The 15327-nt window shown below is 65.5% G+C and carries 15 protein-coding genes and 1 tRNA gene; 14 read left to right on the plus strand and 2 right to left on the minus strand.

Going from position 1 to position 15327, the window contains the following annotated elements; genetic code table 11:
• The first annotated feature begins 59 nt into the window (after nucleotides 1-59).
• The gene (gene aroC, locus BM43_RS31635) at nucleotides 60-1160 is read left to right on the plus strand and encodes a chorismate synthase (protein WP_036051822.1); all 1101 of its coding nucleotides are present in this window, start codon (nucleotides 60-62) and stop codon (nucleotides 1158-1160) included.
• A gap of 127 nt (nucleotides 1161-1287) precedes the next feature.
• Here aroC and BM43_RS31640 read toward each other — a convergent pair whose 3' ends face one another.
• Complete coding sequence (locus BM43_RS31640; protein WP_013697746.1) at nucleotides 1288-2961, minus strand: electron transfer flavoprotein-ubiquinone oxidoreductase; 1674 nt, start codon at nucleotides 2959-2961, stop codon at nucleotides 1288-1290.
• Between the two features lie 169 nt (nucleotides 2962-3130).
• Between BM43_RS31640 and BM43_RS31645 the strand changes: the two genes are divergently transcribed.
• Nucleotides 3131-3907 (plus strand): SDR family oxidoreductase, encoded by a 777-nt coding sequence (locus BM43_RS31645; protein ID WP_025098705.1) that lies wholly within the window; start codon nucleotides 3131-3133, stop codon nucleotides 3905-3907.
• 33 nt (nucleotides 3908-3940) lie between these two features.
• The gene (locus BM43_RS31650; RefSeq protein ID WP_013697748.1) at nucleotides 3941-4372 is read left to right on the plus strand and encodes an acyl-CoA thioesterase; all 432 of its coding nucleotides are present in this window, start codon (nucleotides 3941-3943) and stop codon (nucleotides 4370-4372) included.
• 60 nt (nucleotides 4373-4432) lie between these two features.
• On the opposite strand, the gene BM43_RS31655 is transcribed toward BM43_RS31650, so the two are convergent.
• Nucleotides 4433-4978, minus strand: coding sequence for a LuxR C-terminal-related transcriptional regulator (locus BM43_RS31655; protein ID WP_036041323.1), 546 nt, complete (start codon nucleotides 4976-4978; stop codon nucleotides 4433-4435).
• A gap of 222 nt (nucleotides 4979-5200) precedes the next feature.
• Here BM43_RS31655 and BM43_RS31660 point away from each other — a divergent pair, with 222 nt between their 5' ends.
• From BM43_RS31660 to pheS, 11 genes are all read left to right on the plus strand, one after another.
• A complete protein-coding gene (locus tag BM43_RS31660) occupies nucleotides 5201-5905 on the plus strand; it encodes a CoA transferase subunit A (protein ID WP_036051821.1) in 705 nt (234 codons plus the stop codon).
• A gap of 1 nt (nucleotide 5906) precedes the next feature.
• Complete coding sequence (locus tag BM43_RS31665) at nucleotides 5907-6548, plus strand: CoA transferase subunit B (protein WP_036041320.1); 642 nt, start codon at nucleotides 5907-5909, stop codon at nucleotides 6546-6548.
• A 262-nt stretch (nucleotides 6549-6810) separates the two neighbouring features.
• Nucleotides 6811-7710: an alpha/beta fold hydrolase gene (locus BM43_RS31670; protein WP_036051820.1), complete on the plus strand. Its 900-nt coding sequence runs from the start codon at nucleotides 6811-6813 to the stop codon at nucleotides 7708-7710.
• An 81-nt stretch (nucleotides 7711-7791) separates the two neighbouring features.
• Nucleotides 7792-8145 carry a RidA family protein gene (locus tag BM43_RS31675; RefSeq protein ID WP_036051819.1) on the plus strand — a complete coding sequence of 118 codons (354 nt, stop codon included), beginning with the start codon at nucleotides 7792-7794 and terminating at the stop codon, nucleotides 8143-8145.
• Between the two features lie 31 nt (nucleotides 8146-8176).
• Nucleotides 8177-10411 carry a RelA/SpoT family protein gene (locus BM43_RS31680; RefSeq protein ID WP_036051818.1) on the plus strand — a complete coding sequence of 745 codons (2235 nt, stop codon included), beginning with the start codon at nucleotides 8177-8179 and terminating at the stop codon, nucleotides 10409-10411.
• Nucleotides 10412-10504: 93 nt separating this feature from the next.
• A tRNA-Val gene (locus tag BM43_RS31685) sits at nucleotides 10505-10581 on the plus strand.
• Between the two features lie 250 nt (nucleotides 10582-10831).
• Nucleotides 10832-12739: a threonine--tRNA ligase gene (thrS, locus tag BM43_RS31690; RefSeq protein ID WP_013697755.1), complete on the plus strand. Its 1908-nt coding sequence runs from the start codon at nucleotides 10832-10834 to the stop codon at nucleotides 12737-12739.
• 49 nt (nucleotides 12740-12788) lie between these two features.
• A complete protein-coding gene (gene infC / locus BM43_RS31695; RefSeq protein WP_080562332.1) occupies nucleotides 12789-13313 on the plus strand; it encodes a translation initiation factor IF-3 in 525 nt (174 codons plus the stop codon).
• 188 nt (nucleotides 13314-13501) lie between these two features.
• A complete protein-coding gene (gene rpmI, locus BM43_RS31700) occupies nucleotides 13502-13699 on the plus strand; it encodes a 50S ribosomal protein L35 (RefSeq protein ID WP_004191477.1) in 198 nt (65 codons plus the stop codon).
• Nucleotides 13700-13728: 29 nt separating this feature from the next.
• Nucleotides 13729-14088 carry a 50S ribosomal protein L20 gene (gene rplT, locus BM43_RS31705; RefSeq protein WP_004192938.1) on the plus strand — a complete coding sequence of 120 codons (360 nt, stop codon included), beginning with the start codon at nucleotides 13729-13731 and terminating at the stop codon, nucleotides 14086-14088.
• A 148-nt stretch (nucleotides 14089-14236) separates the two neighbouring features.
• Nucleotides 14237-15250, plus strand: a complete 1014-nt coding sequence (gene pheS / locus BM43_RS31710) for a phenylalanine--tRNA ligase subunit alpha (RefSeq protein WP_013697757.1) — start codon at nucleotides 14237-14239, stop codon at nucleotides 15248-15250.
• Nucleotides 15251-15327: the final 77 nt, after the last annotated feature.

Genomic DNA, 15327 nt, shown 5'->3' on the forward strand with positions numbered 1-15327 from the left:
TGGCCGGGGCGGCTGGCATAATAGCGGTTTCCCCGACTTTTTCTCTGGAACGGCTACCCATGTCCGGCAATACCCTCGGCAAGCTTTTCACTGTCACGACCTTCGGCGAATCGCACGGTCCCGCGATCGGCTGCGTGATCGACGGCTGCCCGCCGGGAATGGAACTGACGGAAGCCGACATCCAGCTCGAACTCGATCGCCGCAAGCCGGGCACCTCGCGCCACGTCACGCAGCGCCAGGAGCCGGATGCGGTCGAGATCCTCTCGGGCGTGTTCGAGGGGCGCACCACCGGCACCCCGATCGCGCTGCTGATCCGCAACACCGACCAGCGCAGCAAGGACTACGGCAATATCGTCGAGACCTTCCGCCCCGGCCATGCCGACTACACCTACTGGCAGAAATACGGCATCCGCGACTATCGCGGCGGCGGCCGTTCCTCGGCGCGCCTGACCGCGCCGATCGTCGGCGCCGGAGCGGTGGCGAAGAAGTGGCTGCGCGAGCGCTTCGGCATCGAGGTGCGCGGCTACATGAGCGCGCTCGGCGCGATCGAGGTGCCGTTCGTCGACTGGTCGCATGTGCGCGAGAACCCGTTCTTCGCGCCGAACGCCGAGATCGTCCCGCAGCTCGAGGACTACATGGACGCGCTGCGCAAGGATGGCGACTCGATCGGCGCGCGCATCGACGTGGTCGCCTCGGGCGTGCCGGTGGGCTGGGGCGAGCCGCTCTACGACCGCCTCGACGCCGATATCGCGCACGCCATGATGGCCATCAACGCGGTGAAGGGCGTGGAGATCGGCGCCGGCTTCGCCAGCGTCGCCCAGCGCGGCTCGGAGCACGGCGACGAGCTGACCCCGCAGGGTTTCGTCGGCAATCACGCGGGCGGCATTCTCGGCGGCATCTCGACCGGCCAGGACCTGACCGTGTCGATCGCCATCAAGCCGACTTCCAGCATTCGCACGCCGCGCCGCTCGATCACCAAGGCCGGCGAGCCGGCCGTGGTCGAGACCTTCGGCCGGCACGACCCCTGCGTGGGCATTCGCGCCACGCCGATCGCCGAATCGATGCTGGCGCTGGTGCTGATCGATCACGCGCTGCGCCATCGTGCGCAATGCGGCGACGTCGTCACCGAGACGCCGAGGATCGCGCCGGAAGCGCCGTAACGGCACAATACACCGGGGCTCGCGCCGGGCAGGGCGCCTGGCACCGGCGACAATGAAAAAAGGGCATCGCGATTCGCTTCGCGATGCCCTTTTCGCTTGCGGCCGGCGCCGAGGCCGGCCGATCCGCTTACATGTTCGGGTAGTTCGGGCCGCCGCCGCCTTCCGGCGTGACCCACACGATGTTCTGCGTCGGGTCCTTGATGTCGCAGGTCTTGCAGTGCACGCAGTTCTGCGCGTTGATCACCAGGCGGTCGCTGCCGTCGTCGTTCTTCGTGAACTCGTAGACGGCGGCCGGGCAGAAGCGCGCCTCGGGCCCGGCATAGGTGTGCAGGTTCACGTTGACCGGCACGCTCGCGTCCTTCAGCGTCAGGTGGGCCGGCTGGTTCTCCTCGTGGTTGGTGTTCGAGATGAACACCGAGGAGAGCCGGTCGAAGGTCAGCTTGCCGTCGGGCTTCGGATAGCTGATCGGCGTGCACTGCGAGGCAGGTTTCAGCATCTCGTGGTCGGCGTGCTGGTGATGCAGGGTCCAGGGCACGTTGCCGCCCAGCACCTTCTGCTCGAGGCCGACCATCAGCGTGCCCAGGTAGAGCCCCTTGGCCATCCATTGCTTGAAGTTGCGCGCCTTGTAGAGCTCGGTGTGCAGCCAGGATTGCTTGAAGGCTTCCGGGTAGGCCACCAGTTCGTCGCGCTCGCGGCCGGCCTGGACCGCCTCGAAGGCCGCGTCGGCGGCCAGCATGCCGGTCTTGATCGCCGCGTGGCTGCCCTTGATGCGCGAGGCGTTCAGGAAGCCCGCGTCGTCGCCGATCAGCGCGCCGCCCGGGAACACCGTCTTGGGCAGCGACACCAGCCCGCCCGCGGTGATCGCGCGCGCGCCGTAGGACACGCGCTTGCCGCCTTCCAGGAACTTGCGGATTTCCGGGTGCGTCTTGTAGCGCTGGAATTCCTCGAACGGCGACAGGTAGGGGTTGCTGTAGCCGAGCCCGACCACGAAACCGACCACCACCTGGTTGTTGTCCATGTGATACAGGAAGGAGCCGCCATAGGTGTCCGAGGCGAGCGGCCAGCCGGCGGTGTGGATCACCAGGCCCGGCTTGTGCTTGGCCGGGTCGATCTCCCACAGCTCCTTGATGCCGATCCCGTAGGCTTGCGGGTCGCTGTTCGCGTCGAGCCGGAACCGGTCGATCAACTGGCGGCCCAGGTGGCCGCGGCAGCCCTCGGCGAACAGCGTGTACTTGGCATGCAGTTCCATGCCGAGCTGGAAGTTCTCGGTCGGCTCGCCGTCCTTGCCGATGCCGAGATTGCCGGTCGCCACGCCCTTCACCGAGCCGTCCTCGTGATAGAGGATTTCCGCGGCGGGGAAGCCTGGGAAGATCTCGACGCCCAGCGCCTCGGCCTGCTGGCCGAGCCAGCGCGTGACGTTGCCCAGGCTGATCACGTAGTTGCCGTGGTTCTTGAAATTGTCGGGCAGGGCCCAGTTCGGCACCGACTTGGCGCCGGTCTCCGAGAGGAACAGGAAGCGATCCTCGCTCACCTCGACGTTGAGCGGCGCGCCTTTTTCCTTCCAGTCGGGGAACAGTTCGCCGATCGCGCGCGGGTCCATCACGGCACCTGACAGGATATGAGCGCCGATTTCCGAGCCCTTCTCGAGCACGCAGACGTTGATCTCGCCGCCTTTCCCGGCCGCCAGCTGCTTCAGGCGGATCGCCGCCGACAGCCCGGCCGGGCCGCCGCCGACGATCACGACGTCGTATTCCATCGATTCTCGTGGACCGTATTGCTCGATGAGGCTTGCGGGGGTCATTGGCGTTCCTCTAACCGTTAGAATGCTTTTTAATTGGGAGCGTATTGTCGGCCAAATAAAACGATTGCCGCAACAGAATGCGGCTAGATTAGCACGATCGTTCTATTTATATGATAAGGTTCACGCCCGGCAGCAAGCTGCGTGCCGGGCCATCCAGCAAGGAGCAGTGATGGGTCGTTCGATCAATCTGGAAGGCAAGGTGGCGATGGTGACGGGCGCGTCCAGCGGCCTGGGCCAGCGTTTCGCGCAGGTATTGTCGGAAGCGGGGGCGAAGATCGTGCTCGCCAGCCGCCGGGTCGAGCGCTTGAAGGAATTACGCGCCCAGATCGAGGCGGCGGGCGGCGCGGCGCATGTGGTCTCGCTCGACGTGACCGATCATCAGAGCATTCGCGCGGCGGTCGCGCATGCCGAGACGGAAGCCGGCACGATCGACATCCTGGTCAACAATTCCGGCGTCTCGACCATGCAGAAGCTGGTCGACGTGACGCCCGAGGATTTCGGCTACGTGTTCGATACCAACACGCGCGGCGCGTTCTTCGTGGCCCAGGAAGTGGCCAAGCGCATGATGATGCGCGGCAATGGCCACGGCAAGCCGCCGTACCGGATCATCAACATCGCCTCGGTGGCGGGCCTGCGGGTGCTGCCGCAGATTGGCCTGTACTCGATGAGCAAGGCCGCGGTGGTGCACATGACGCGCGCCATGGCCAACGAATGGGGGCGCCACGGCATCAACGTGAACGCCATCTGCCCGGGCTACATCGATACCGAAATCAATCATTACCTGTGGGATACCGAGCAGGGCCAGAAGCTGCAGTCGATGCTGCCGCGGCGCCGGGTCGGCAAACCGCAGGATCTCGACGGCCTGCTTTTGCTGCTGGCGGCCGACGAGTCGCAGTTCGTCAACGGCTCGATCATCTCGGCCGACGACGGATTCGGGCTCGCATGAAGCGGTTGTTTGTCTGTCGTGGGAAGCAGTGAGATGAGCGAGTACGTACCCGTTTTCGAAATGTCGATGCCGATCCGCTGGGGTGACATGGACGCGTTCGGCCATGTCAACAACACGGTCTATTTCCGCTACATGGAGCAGGCCCGGATCTCCTGGTTCGAGCAGTTGGGCATCGCAGGCGGCAATGGCGAGGGGCAGGGGCCGGTGATCGTCACCGCCTCGATGGAGTTCCTCAAGCAGCTGCACTACCCGGGCGACGTGATCGCGCGGATGACGGCCGCCAAGCCCGGCCGCAGCAGCTTCGACACCGGCTTCGAGCTGAGCCGCGCCGACGATCCCAGCCAGCTCTACGCGCGCGGCAACGCGCGCTGCGTGTGGGTCGACTACGCGCTGGGCAAGTCCACGCCGCTGCCGGAGCTGCTGCGCGAGACCATCGAATCGGCGCTGCGCCAGCGCGTCGCGTAAGCCGGCGTTCCTTCCTTCCCGCCGTGACGGCGTGCCCGATGCGGCACGCCGGCCGCGGCCTCACTGGCCGAGCAGGCGCTGCATCAGCTCGGCGGTGTTTCCCGTTCCGTACTTGCGCATCAGCCGCGCCCGGTAGATGTCGACCGTGCGCGAGCTGATCTCCAGCACCCGGCCGATCTGCTTGCTGGTCTTGCCGGTGGCCAGCTGCGCGGCGATCTCGCGCTCGCGCGGCGTCAGCTCGACGGACACGCGGCGCGTCGCGCTCAGATCCTCGAAGGTCCAGATGCCGTCGGCCAGCGGCGCGGCGCGGTCGAGCGCGCGCCCGGTCACGTGGCACCAGAACAGGTCGCCGTCGGCGCGCTTCATGATGCGCTCGTCGGCGTAGCTGCCGGTCGCGCCCATCACCTTGGTGATCCGCTCGCCGATGCGCTGGAATTCGTCCGGCGAGGGGTAGAGCACGCGATACGACTGGCCGATCAGGTCGGCGCGCTGGCAGCGGAACATGGCGGCCAGCGCGTCGTTGCAGTCCTCGATCACGCGGTCGCGCGACAGCACGAGCCCGATCGGGGCGAGATGGAAGGCGGTCTGGTAGTCGAGTTCGGGCATCGGGCGGAAGTGGTCGGGCGCGTTCCCCGCGCCTGCGGCGAACGCTTATGTATTTTTGCGTATTGTGCCGCATCGGCCGGCCATCGTACCCTTTCCAGCAGTGACGCCCCCGGTGGCCGGCCTTCAAGGCAGGGTCATCGAGGCCTGTCTAGAATGATGCGGCGGGTTCGTCGCGCATCGCGAACCGGTTCGGCTGGTTTCCATAGAGGAAGGGACAGAAACATGAACAAGATCTACCCAGGCGCGGCTGCCGCGCTCGAGGGCATCGTCGCGGACGGCCAGACCTTCGCGGTCGGCGGCTTCGGCCTGTGCGGCATCCCCGAGGCGCTGATCGCCGCGTTGCGTGACAGCGGCGTGAACGGCATCACCTGCATCAGCAACAATGCCGGCGTCGACGGCTTCGGCCTCGGCCTGCTGCTCGAGACGCGGCAGATCCGCAAGATGATCTCGTCCTACGTGGGCGAGAACAAGGAGTTCGAGCGCCAGTACCTGGCCGGCGAACTCGAGCTGGAATTCACGCCGCAGGGCACCCTGGCCGAGAAGCTGCGCGCCGGCGGCGCCGGGATCCCGGCGTTCTTCACCAATACCGGCTTCGGCACCGTGATCGCCGAAGGCAAGGAAACGCGCCAGTTCGGCGACAAGCACTACGTGCTGGAGCCCTCGCTGACGGCCGACATCGCCCTGGTCAAGGCCTGGAAGGCCGACAAGTCCGGCAACCTGATCTATCGCCGCACCGCGCGCAATTTCAACCCGATGTGCGCGATGGCGGGGCGCATCACGGTGGCGGAAGTCGAGGAGATCGTCGAGAACGGCGAGCTCGATCCGGATCACATCCATACGCCGGGGATCTTCGTGCAGCGCCTGGTGCTGAACGCGACGCCGGAAAAACGCATCGAACAACGCGTGGTGCGCGCAAAAGGAGACTGACATGGCTTGGAATCGTGACCAGATGGCCGCGCGCGCGGCGAAGGAACTGCAGGACGGCTTCTACGTGAACCTCGGCATCGGCCTGCCGACCCTGGTGGCCAACCACGTGCCGGCCGGCGTCGAGGTCTGGCTGCAATCGGAGAACGGCCTGCTCGGCATCGGCCCCTCGCCGACCGAGGAGGAAATCGACGCGGACCTGATCAATGCCGGCAAGCAGACCGTGACGACCCTGCCGGGCTCCTCGATCTTCTCCTCGGCCGATTCGTTCGCGATGATCCGCGGCGGCCACATCAACCTGGCGATCCTCGGCGCGATGCAGGTCAGCAAGCACGGCGACCTGGCGAACTGGATGATCCCCGGCAAGATGATCAAGGGCATGGGCGGCGCGATGGACCTGGTGGCCGGCGTCAAGCGCGTGGTGGTGCTGATGGAGCATGTCGCGAAGGGCGACCAGCACAAGATCCTCGAGGAATGCAACCTGCCGCTCACGGGCGTGGGCGTGGTGGACATCATCATCACCGATCTCGGCGTGATCGAGGTGACCGAGGCCGGCCTCAAGCTGGTCGAACTGGCCGAGGGCGTGAGCGTCGACGAGATCAAGGCCAAGACGGGCGCGCCGCTGGACGTCAGCGCGGTGTCCTGAGCGAAATCAAGGTCGCTCCGGTGTCGCCGCCCGGCGACGCATGCCGGTGAGCAACGCCCCGCGATCGGTTCGACGCGGGGCGTTTTGTTTGGGTTGGCCTTGTGTGTTGCGTGCCGTATGTGCTCGCCGCCGCCACCGAGGCCGCGCCCGGTTCCGGGCGCAAGCCGCGATCGAAGCGGTTTAGAATCGACCCGGTCTGCGCGCGGGCCGTTCCGGGCCCGCCGGTCCGCCGGCTCGGCCGGCCCAACGCGAGGACGCGTCGATGCCCGATTCCCTTCCGCCTTCCGCCACGCCGCGCGAGCGCCATCTGCAATGCGCGAGCCCGGCAGGCCTGCACCGGCTCGCCTATACCGAATGGGGCGATCCCGACAACCCGCGCGTGCTGGTCTGCGTGCATGGACTGACGCGTTCCGGCCGCGATTTCGACCGGCTGGCGCTGGCGCTCGCGGATCGCTATCGCGTGGTCTGCCCCGACGTGGCGGGCCGCGGGCGCTCGGGCTGGCTGGCCGATCCGCGCCTCTATGGCCTGCCGCAATACGTGGCCGACATGGTCACCCTGATCGCGCGGCTCGACGTCGAGCGGGTGGACTGGTTCGGTACCTCGATGGGCGGCCTGATCGGCATGCTGCTCGGCGGGCTGCCCGGCACGCCGATCGCGCGCATGCTGATCAACGACGTCGGCCCGCGCATCGAGCCCGACTCGCTGACGCGGATCGGCGAGTACCTGGGCAAGGACGTCCATTTCGAATCGGAGCAGGCCGGCATCGACCATCTGGCTTCGCTGGCGGCCTCGTTCGGGCCGCTGTCGGGCGAGCAATGGCGCGAGATCAATGCGCCGCTGCTGCGCCCGGATGCCGAGCAGGGCGGCTGGCGCGTGCGCTACGATCCGCGCATCGCCGAGCCGTTCCGCGCCACCACGCCCGAGCAGGCGGCGGCCGGCGAGGCGGTGCTGTGGCGCTCGTTCGAGGCCTTCGCCGGGCCGGTGCTGGTGGTGCGCGGTGCCGAATCGGACCTGCTCTCGGCACGGACCGTCGAGGACATGAAGGCGCGCGGCCAGGCCGTGTCGAGCGTCGAGATTCCCGGCGTCGGCCACGCGCCGGCCTTCCTCGATCCGGCACAGATTACGATCGCCTGCCGTTTTTTCGACCAGGACGCGTCATAATATGCAGTTCGGCCGCAGCGCCCCGGGCGAATCCCGCCCGAGGCGCCGGCCGCCTTCCTTTACCACTTTCCGGGAATTCCCATGGCAGTCATCCGTCACCACGTCGGTCCCCGTCTTTCCGAAACCGCGGTCTACAACGGCACCGTCTACCTCGCCGGCCAGATCGCCGAGGACACGAGCCAGGACATCAAGGGCCAGACGCAGGAAGTGCTGGGCCATATCGACCGCCTGCTGGCCGAAGTGAACAGCGACAAGGCCAACCTGCTGTCGGTGCAGATCTACATCACCGACATGGCCAATTTCCCGGCCATGAACGAAGTCTGGGAAGGCTGGGTGGTGCAGGGCGCCACGCCGCCGCGCGCGACCGTCGAGGCCAAGCTCGCGAACCCGGCCTGCCTGGTCGAGGTGGTGGTGGTCGCCGCGCAGAAGAGCTGAGCCGTTTCGTGATTTCCCTGCCGGTCCGTCGATGAATCTCGATTCCGTTTCCGCGGCCACCGCGTCGCCCGAGTTCGAGGACGTGCTCGCCTTCGTGCGCGAGCACGCGGGCGAGGCCTGCCTGTCCTCGGGCGAGCGGCTCGTCGATCACGCGGCCGGCACGGTGGCGCTGATGCGCACCCTCAACGTCGATCCGCAGGCGGTGCGCGCCGCCGCGCTGTTCGCGCTGACGCCGCACCTGAGCGATCCCGAAACCGAGATCGCGCAGCGTTTCGGCGAGGAGGTCGCCCGGCTGGTGACCGACGTGCGCAAGCTGCTGCGACTCGGCACGGTCAGCCTGATGGCCGCCAAGCAGGTGCCCGAGGGCAACCGCGACGCGCAGGCCGAGCGCCGCGCGCAGATCGAGGCGCTGCGCAAGATGCTGCTGGCCTTCGCCCAGGACATCCGGGTGGTGGTGATCCGGCTCGCCTCGCGCCTGCAGTCGCTGCGCTATTACGCGGCCGCCAAGATCGAGCCGCCGCCCGACGTGGCGCGCGAGACGCTCGAGATCTACGCGCCGCTGGCCAACCGGCTCGGCATCTGGCAACTGAAGTGGGAGCTCGAGGATCTCGCGTTCCGCTTCGAGGATCCGGTGACCTACAAGCGCATCGCCAAGCTGCTCGACGAGAAGCGCGTCGAGCGCGAAGCCTATGTCACGCAGGCGATCGCGCGGCTCGAGCAGGAGCTCGCCGCCGCGCAGATCCCGGCCGAAGTCAGCGGCCGGCCGAAACACATCTACAGCATCTGGCGCAAGATGCGCGGCAAGGAGCTCGATTTCTCCGAGCTCTACGACGTGCGCGCGTTTCGCGTGATCGTCCCCGACATCAAGGATTGCTATGCGGTGCTGGGCATCGTCCATCACCTGTGGCAACCGGTGCCGCGCGAGTTCGACGACTACATCTCGCGCCCCAAGCCGAACGGCTACAAGTCGCTACATACGGTGGTGATCGGCGACGACGGCCGTGCCTTCGAGGTGCAGATCCGCACCCAGGAGATGCACCGCTTCGCCGAGTACGGCGTGGCCGCGCACTGGCGCTACAAGGAGGCCGGCACGCGCGGTTACGGCGGCCAGTTCTCGGCCAGCGACAAGTACGACGAGAAGATCGCCTGGCTGCGGCAGTTGCTGGCCTGGAAGGACGAGATCGCCGACGGCTCACCCGAGAGCGCCGGCAACGAGGCCTGGGCGCAATTGCGCGAGACCTCGCTCGACGACGACCACATCTACGTGCTGACGCCGCAGGCGCGCGTGATCGCGCTGCCGCACGGCGCGACGGCCGTCGATTTCGCCTATCACCTGCACAGCGAGCTGGGGCACCGCTGCCGCGGCGCGCGCGTCGACGGCGCGATGGTGCCGCTCAACACGCCGCTGGCGAACGGGCAGACGGTGGAGATCGTCGCGGTCAAGGAGGGCGGGCCCTCGCGCGACTGGTTGAACCCGCAGCTCGGCTACCTGCAGAGCGGCCGGGCGCGGCAGAAGGTGCGTGCCTGGTTCAACCTGATCGACCAGCAGGAAATCATCACGCGCGGCCGCGCGCAGGTGGAAAAGACCTTGCAGCGCGAGGGCAAGACCTCGGTGAGCCTCGACAGCCTGGCCGCGCGGCTTGGGTTCAAGGCGCCCGAGGAGCTGTTCGCGGCGGTCGGCAAGGAAGAGTTCAGCCTGCGCAATATCGAGCAGGCGCTGTCCGATGCGCCGCCGCCCGAGCCCGAGATCGAGGTGCCCGAGCAGTTCGAGAAGCGCAGCAGCGGCGCCAGCGTGGCGCATGGTGCCTCGACGGGCGTGCTGGTGGTCGGCGTCGACGCGCTGCTGACCCAGCTCGCGCGCTGCTGCCGGCCGGCGCCGCCCGATCCGATCAGCGGCTTCGTCACGCGCGGCAAGGGCATGTCGATCCATCGCAGCGATTGTGCGACGTTTCGCCGCATGTCTGAGCGCGCGCCCGAACGCGTGTTGCAGACCACCTGGTCGGCCGATGTGTTGGGCGGGCGCGGCGCCTCGGTCTACCCGGTCGATCTGATGATCGACGCGAGCGATCGGCAGGGGTTGCTGCGCGACATTTCGGAAGTGTTCGCGCGCGAGAAGATGAACGTGATCGGCGTGAAGACGCAGAGCCGGCGCAATGCGGCGGTCATGCAGTTCACCGTCGAGGTTTCGAATTCGGCGCAGGTGCAGCGTGCCTGCACGCTGCTCGGCGAGGTGCCGGGCGTGGTGCGGGCCTCGCGCAAGACTTGAGGGCGGCATGAAGGCGGGGCGGCGTGGCTGGTCTGCCGCTTTGCACAAAAAGCTTGCCTGCCCGGAAAAAGGTCCATATAATCTCGTTTCTCCAGGCTCGTAGCTCAGTTGGTTAGAGCGCCACCTTGACATGGTGGGGGTCGTTGGTTCGAATCCAATCGAGCCTACCAACGACAATCGGCTCCAGCGAAGTTTCATGCGCTGGGGTGGCGGTAGACACTTCTCTACGCACAAGGCGAATACGGTTATGACACCGCGAACGTTGACCGAAGGCATTTCGGAGCGGCGCTAGTCGAGGAACGTTTTCGCCTGTGGTTTGGATGCACCGGAATGCGGCCCCTCGAAAGCGGGGCCGCATTTTTTTTGGTCGATTTTTAACTCATTGCTGCCGCACCCTACCGGCATCACACGGAGATAGCCATGGTTTCGATACGCCTGCCCGACGGCTCAGTTCGACAATACGAGCATCCGGTGACAGTCGCCGAAGTGGCCGCATCGATCGGCCCCGGCCTCGCGAAGGCCGCGCTCGGAGGCAAGCTCGACGGCGAACTGGTCGATACCTCGGCGCTGATCGATCGCGACGCGTCGCTGGCGATCGTGACCGACAAGGACGCCGACGGCCTCGAGATCATCCGTCACTCGACCGCCCACCTGCTGGCCTACGCCGTCAAGGAGCTGTTCCCTGAGGCGCAGGTCACGATCGGGCCGGTGATCGACAACGGCTTCTACTACGACTTCTCCTACAGCCGGCCGTTTACGCCCGAGGATCTCGAGAAGATCGAGAAGCGCATGCAGGAACTCGCCAAGAAGGACGAGCCGGTGTCGCGCCGCGTGGTGTCGCGCGAGGAGGCGGCCGAGTATTTCCGCGGCATCGGCGAGAAGTACAAGGCCGAGATCATCGAGTCGATCCCGTCGAGCGACGAGATCAAGCTCTATTCGCATGGCGGCTTCACCGACCTCTGCCGCGGCCCGCACGTGCCGTCCACCGGCAAGCTCAAGGTGTTCAAGCTGATGAAGGTGGCGGGCGCCTACTGGCGCGGCGACTCGAAGAACGAGCAGCTGCAGCGCATCTACGGCACGGCCTGGGCGAAGAAGGAAGATCAGGAAGCCTACCTGCACATGCTCGAGGAAGCGGAAAAGCGCGACCATCGCAAGCTCGCCAAGCAGCTCGACCTGTTCCACATGCAGGAGGAGTCGCCGGGCATGGTGTTCTGGCACCCGAAGGGCTGGACGCTCTGGCAGCAGGTCGAGCAGTACATGCGCCGTCGCGTGAACGAGGCCGGTTATCTCGAGATCAAGACGCCGATGATCATGGATCGCTCGCTGTGGGAGGCCTCGGGCCACTGGCAGAACTATCGCGAGAACATGTTCACCACCGAATCGGAGAAGCGCGACTACGCGATCAAGCCGATGAACTGCCCGGGCCACGTCCAGGTGTTCAACCACGGCCTGCGCTCGTACCGCGACCTGCCGCTGCGCTATGCCGAGTTCGGCTCGTGCCACCGCAACGAAGCCTCGGGTGCGCTGCATGGCCTGATGCGTGTGCGCGGCTTCGTGCAGGACGATGCGCACATCTTCTGTACCGAGGACCAGTTCATCTCCGAGTCGATCGCGTTCAACGAACTCGCGATGAGCGTCTACAAGGACTTCGGGTTCGATCAGATCTCGATCAAGCTGTCGCTGCGCCCTGACCAGCGCGCCGGCACGGACGAGACCTGGGACCGTGCCGAGCAGGGCCTGCGCGACGCGCTGACCGCCTGCGGCCTGGAATGGGAAGAATTGCCGGGCGAGGGCGCTTTCTACGGCCCGAAGATCGAGTACCACATCAAGGACGCGCTCGGTCGCTCCTGGCAGTGCGGCACGCTGCAGCTGGACATGGTTCTGCCGGAGCGGCTCGGCGCCGAGTATGTCGCCGAGGACAACAGCCGCCGCCGGCCTGTCATGCTGCACCGCGCGATCGTCGGCTCGATGGAGCGTTTCCTCGGGATCCTGATCGAGCACCATGCCGGCGCGATGCCGTCCTGGCTGGCTCCGGTGCAGGTCGTGGTGATGAATATTGCGGAAAATCAAGCCGAATATGTACGGTCGCTGAGCCAATCGTTGCAAAAACAAGGGCTTAGGGTTGAGGCCGATTTGCGCAACGAGAAGATTAGCTATAAAATACGCGAGCACACGCTCGAAAAAGTGCCGTACCTGCTGGTGGCAGGCGACAAGGAGCGTGAAGCACAAACGGTAGCCGTGCGTGCCCGTGGCGGCGTCGATCTTGGCGTAATGCCGGTCGAAGCCTTCGTTGAGCGTCTGCAGCAGGATCTGCGGGCGTTCAAGTAACCGCCCTGGCAGCGCGGCTCGTTTTTTTAATTTTTAGAGGAAACGTAACATCGCTACTGATAAGTCGTCGCATCGCATCAACGGTGAAATCAATGCGCCGGAAGTGCGTCTGGTCGGAGTCGATGGGGAACCCATCGGCATCGTGAAACTCGCCGATGCCTTCCGCAAGTCGGAAGAGCTGGATGTTGATCTGGTGGAGATCGCGCCGCAGGCCGTCCCCCCCGTTTGCCGTCTGATGGATTACGGCAAGTTCAAGTACCAGGAATCGAAGAAGCAGCACGAGGCGAAGCTGAAACAGAAGGTCATCCAGGTCAAGGAAGTCAAGTTCCGCCCGGGTACCGACGACGGTGACTACAACGTCAAGCTTCGCAACCTGACGCGCTTCCTCGAGGAAGGCGACAAGACGAAGATCACGTTGCGTTTCCGCGGCCGCGAAATGGCTCACCAGGAAATCGGCATGCGCATGCTTGAGCGCCTGCGCACCGATCTCGACGAGTTCGGCCAGGTCGAGCAGATGCCGAAGATGGAAGGGCGCCAGATGATCATGGTGCTCGCTCCGAAGAAGAAGAAGTGATCGCGAGGCTGCCGTGCCCGGCACGGCGGCCAGCACGAAGTTCGGCGGGTGGCCCGGCAGGGCGGCTCGCCAACATGACGGCGCGCGGGCAGTGTGCGCGTCGTACACAAGTGGACTGGGTTTCAAAGGGCGGAGCCAGGGCGCAAGCCAGCCGCACACCCACCTCCATCTAATAAACTGGAGTTGTTATGCCTAAGATGAAGACCAAGAAGAGCGCTGCGAAGCGCTTCGTGGTGCGTCCGGGCGGTACCGTCAAGCGCGGTCAAGCCTTCAAGCGTCACATCCTGACCAAGAAAACCACGAAGAACAAGCGTCACCTGCGCGGCGCAACGGCAGTTCATGATTCCGATCTGAACTCCGTCCGCGCGATGCTCCCGTTCGCGTAACCCCTAACTGATACTCCAAGGAGAGAAACATGCCTCGAGTCAAACGTGGGGTAACCGCGCGGGCCCGTCACAAGAAGATCATCAACCTGGCCAAGGGTTATCGCGGTCGCCGCAATAACGTCTACCGCATCGCCAAGCAGGCGGTGATGCGTGCCGGTCAGTACGCTTATCGCGACCGTCGCAACAAGAAGCGTGTGTTCCGCGCACTGTGGATCACGCGTATCAATGCGGCAGTCCGTCAGCACGACATGACCTACAGCGTGTTCATCAACGGCCTGAAGAAGGCTTCGATCGAACTCGACCGTAAGGTGCTGGCCGATATGGCGGTGTTCGACAAGGCTGCTTTTGCCGCGATCGTCAAGCAGGTGAAAGCCGCCGTTGCAGCCTAATTGCGAAATTAGCACTGCGTGGTCAGTTGCAGCGAGGATCCGGTAGTCACGGCCGCTGCAGCGAAAACGGGGCTCATCCGAGCCCCGTTTTTGTTGGATCGAGCGATTCGCTCGCCGAGAACGATTGACGTTGGAAATGATGGGATCAATGGATCTGGACCAGATTGTCGCTGACGCGAAGCAGGCCTTCGAGCAGGCTGCCGATATCACCACGCTCGAAAACGAGAAGGCACGCTTTCTCGGCAAGTCGGGCGCGCTGACCGAGCTGTTGAAAGGGCTCGGCAAGCTCGATCCCGAAGCGCGCAAGACCGAGGGCGCGCGCATCAATGTCGCCAAGCAGCAAGTGGAAGGCGCGCTCACCGCGCGACGCCAGGCGCTTGCCGACGCGCTGCTCAACCAGCGCCTCGCCTCCGAGGCGATCGACGTCACGCTGCCGGGCCGCGGCGCCGGTGCGGGCAGCCTGCACCCGGTGATGCGCACCTGGGAACGCGTCGAACAGATTTTCCGCTCGATCGGCTTCGATGTCGCCGATGGTCCCGAGATCGAAACCGACTGGTACAACTTCACCGCACTGAACAGCCCCGAGAATCATCCGGCGCGTTCGATGCAGGACACCTTCTACGTCGACGGCAAGGATGCGCAGGGGCGCCAGTTGCTGCTGCGCACCCACACCAGCCCGATGCAGGTGCGCTACGCGCGCATGAACAAGCCGCCCATCAAGGTGATCGCCCCGGGCCGCACCTATCGCGTCGACAGCGATGCGACCCATTCGCCGATGTTCAACCAGGTCGAAGGCCTGTGGATCGAGGAGAACGTCAGCTTCGCCGATCTCAAGGGCGTCTACACCGACTTCCTGAAGAAATTCTTCGAGCGCGACGACATCCTGGTGCGTTTCCGCCCCTCGTATTTCCCGTTCACCGAGCCCTCGGCCGAGATCGACATGATGTTCGAGCACGGCAAGAACGCGGGCAGGTGGCTCGAGATCTCGGGCTCCGGCCAGGTGCACCCGACGGTGATCCGCAACATGGGTCTGGACCCGGAGCGCTATATCGGCTTCGCGTTCGGCAGCGGCCTCGAGCGTCTCACGATGCTGCGCTACGGCGTGCAGGACCTGCGCCTGTTCTTCGAGAACGATCTGCGCTTCCTTCGCCAGTTCGCGTGAGCCCGGCGCGTGGCGCGCGTCGGTCGACGCGAGCCGCGCCGCGCTGTATCGATCTAACCTGTTTCGAACGTAGACAC

This window comes from Burkholderia gladioli (assembly GCF_000959725.1).
Classification (GTDB): domain Bacteria; phylum Pseudomonadota; class Gammaproteobacteria; order Burkholderiales; family Burkholderiaceae; genus Burkholderia; species Burkholderia gladioli.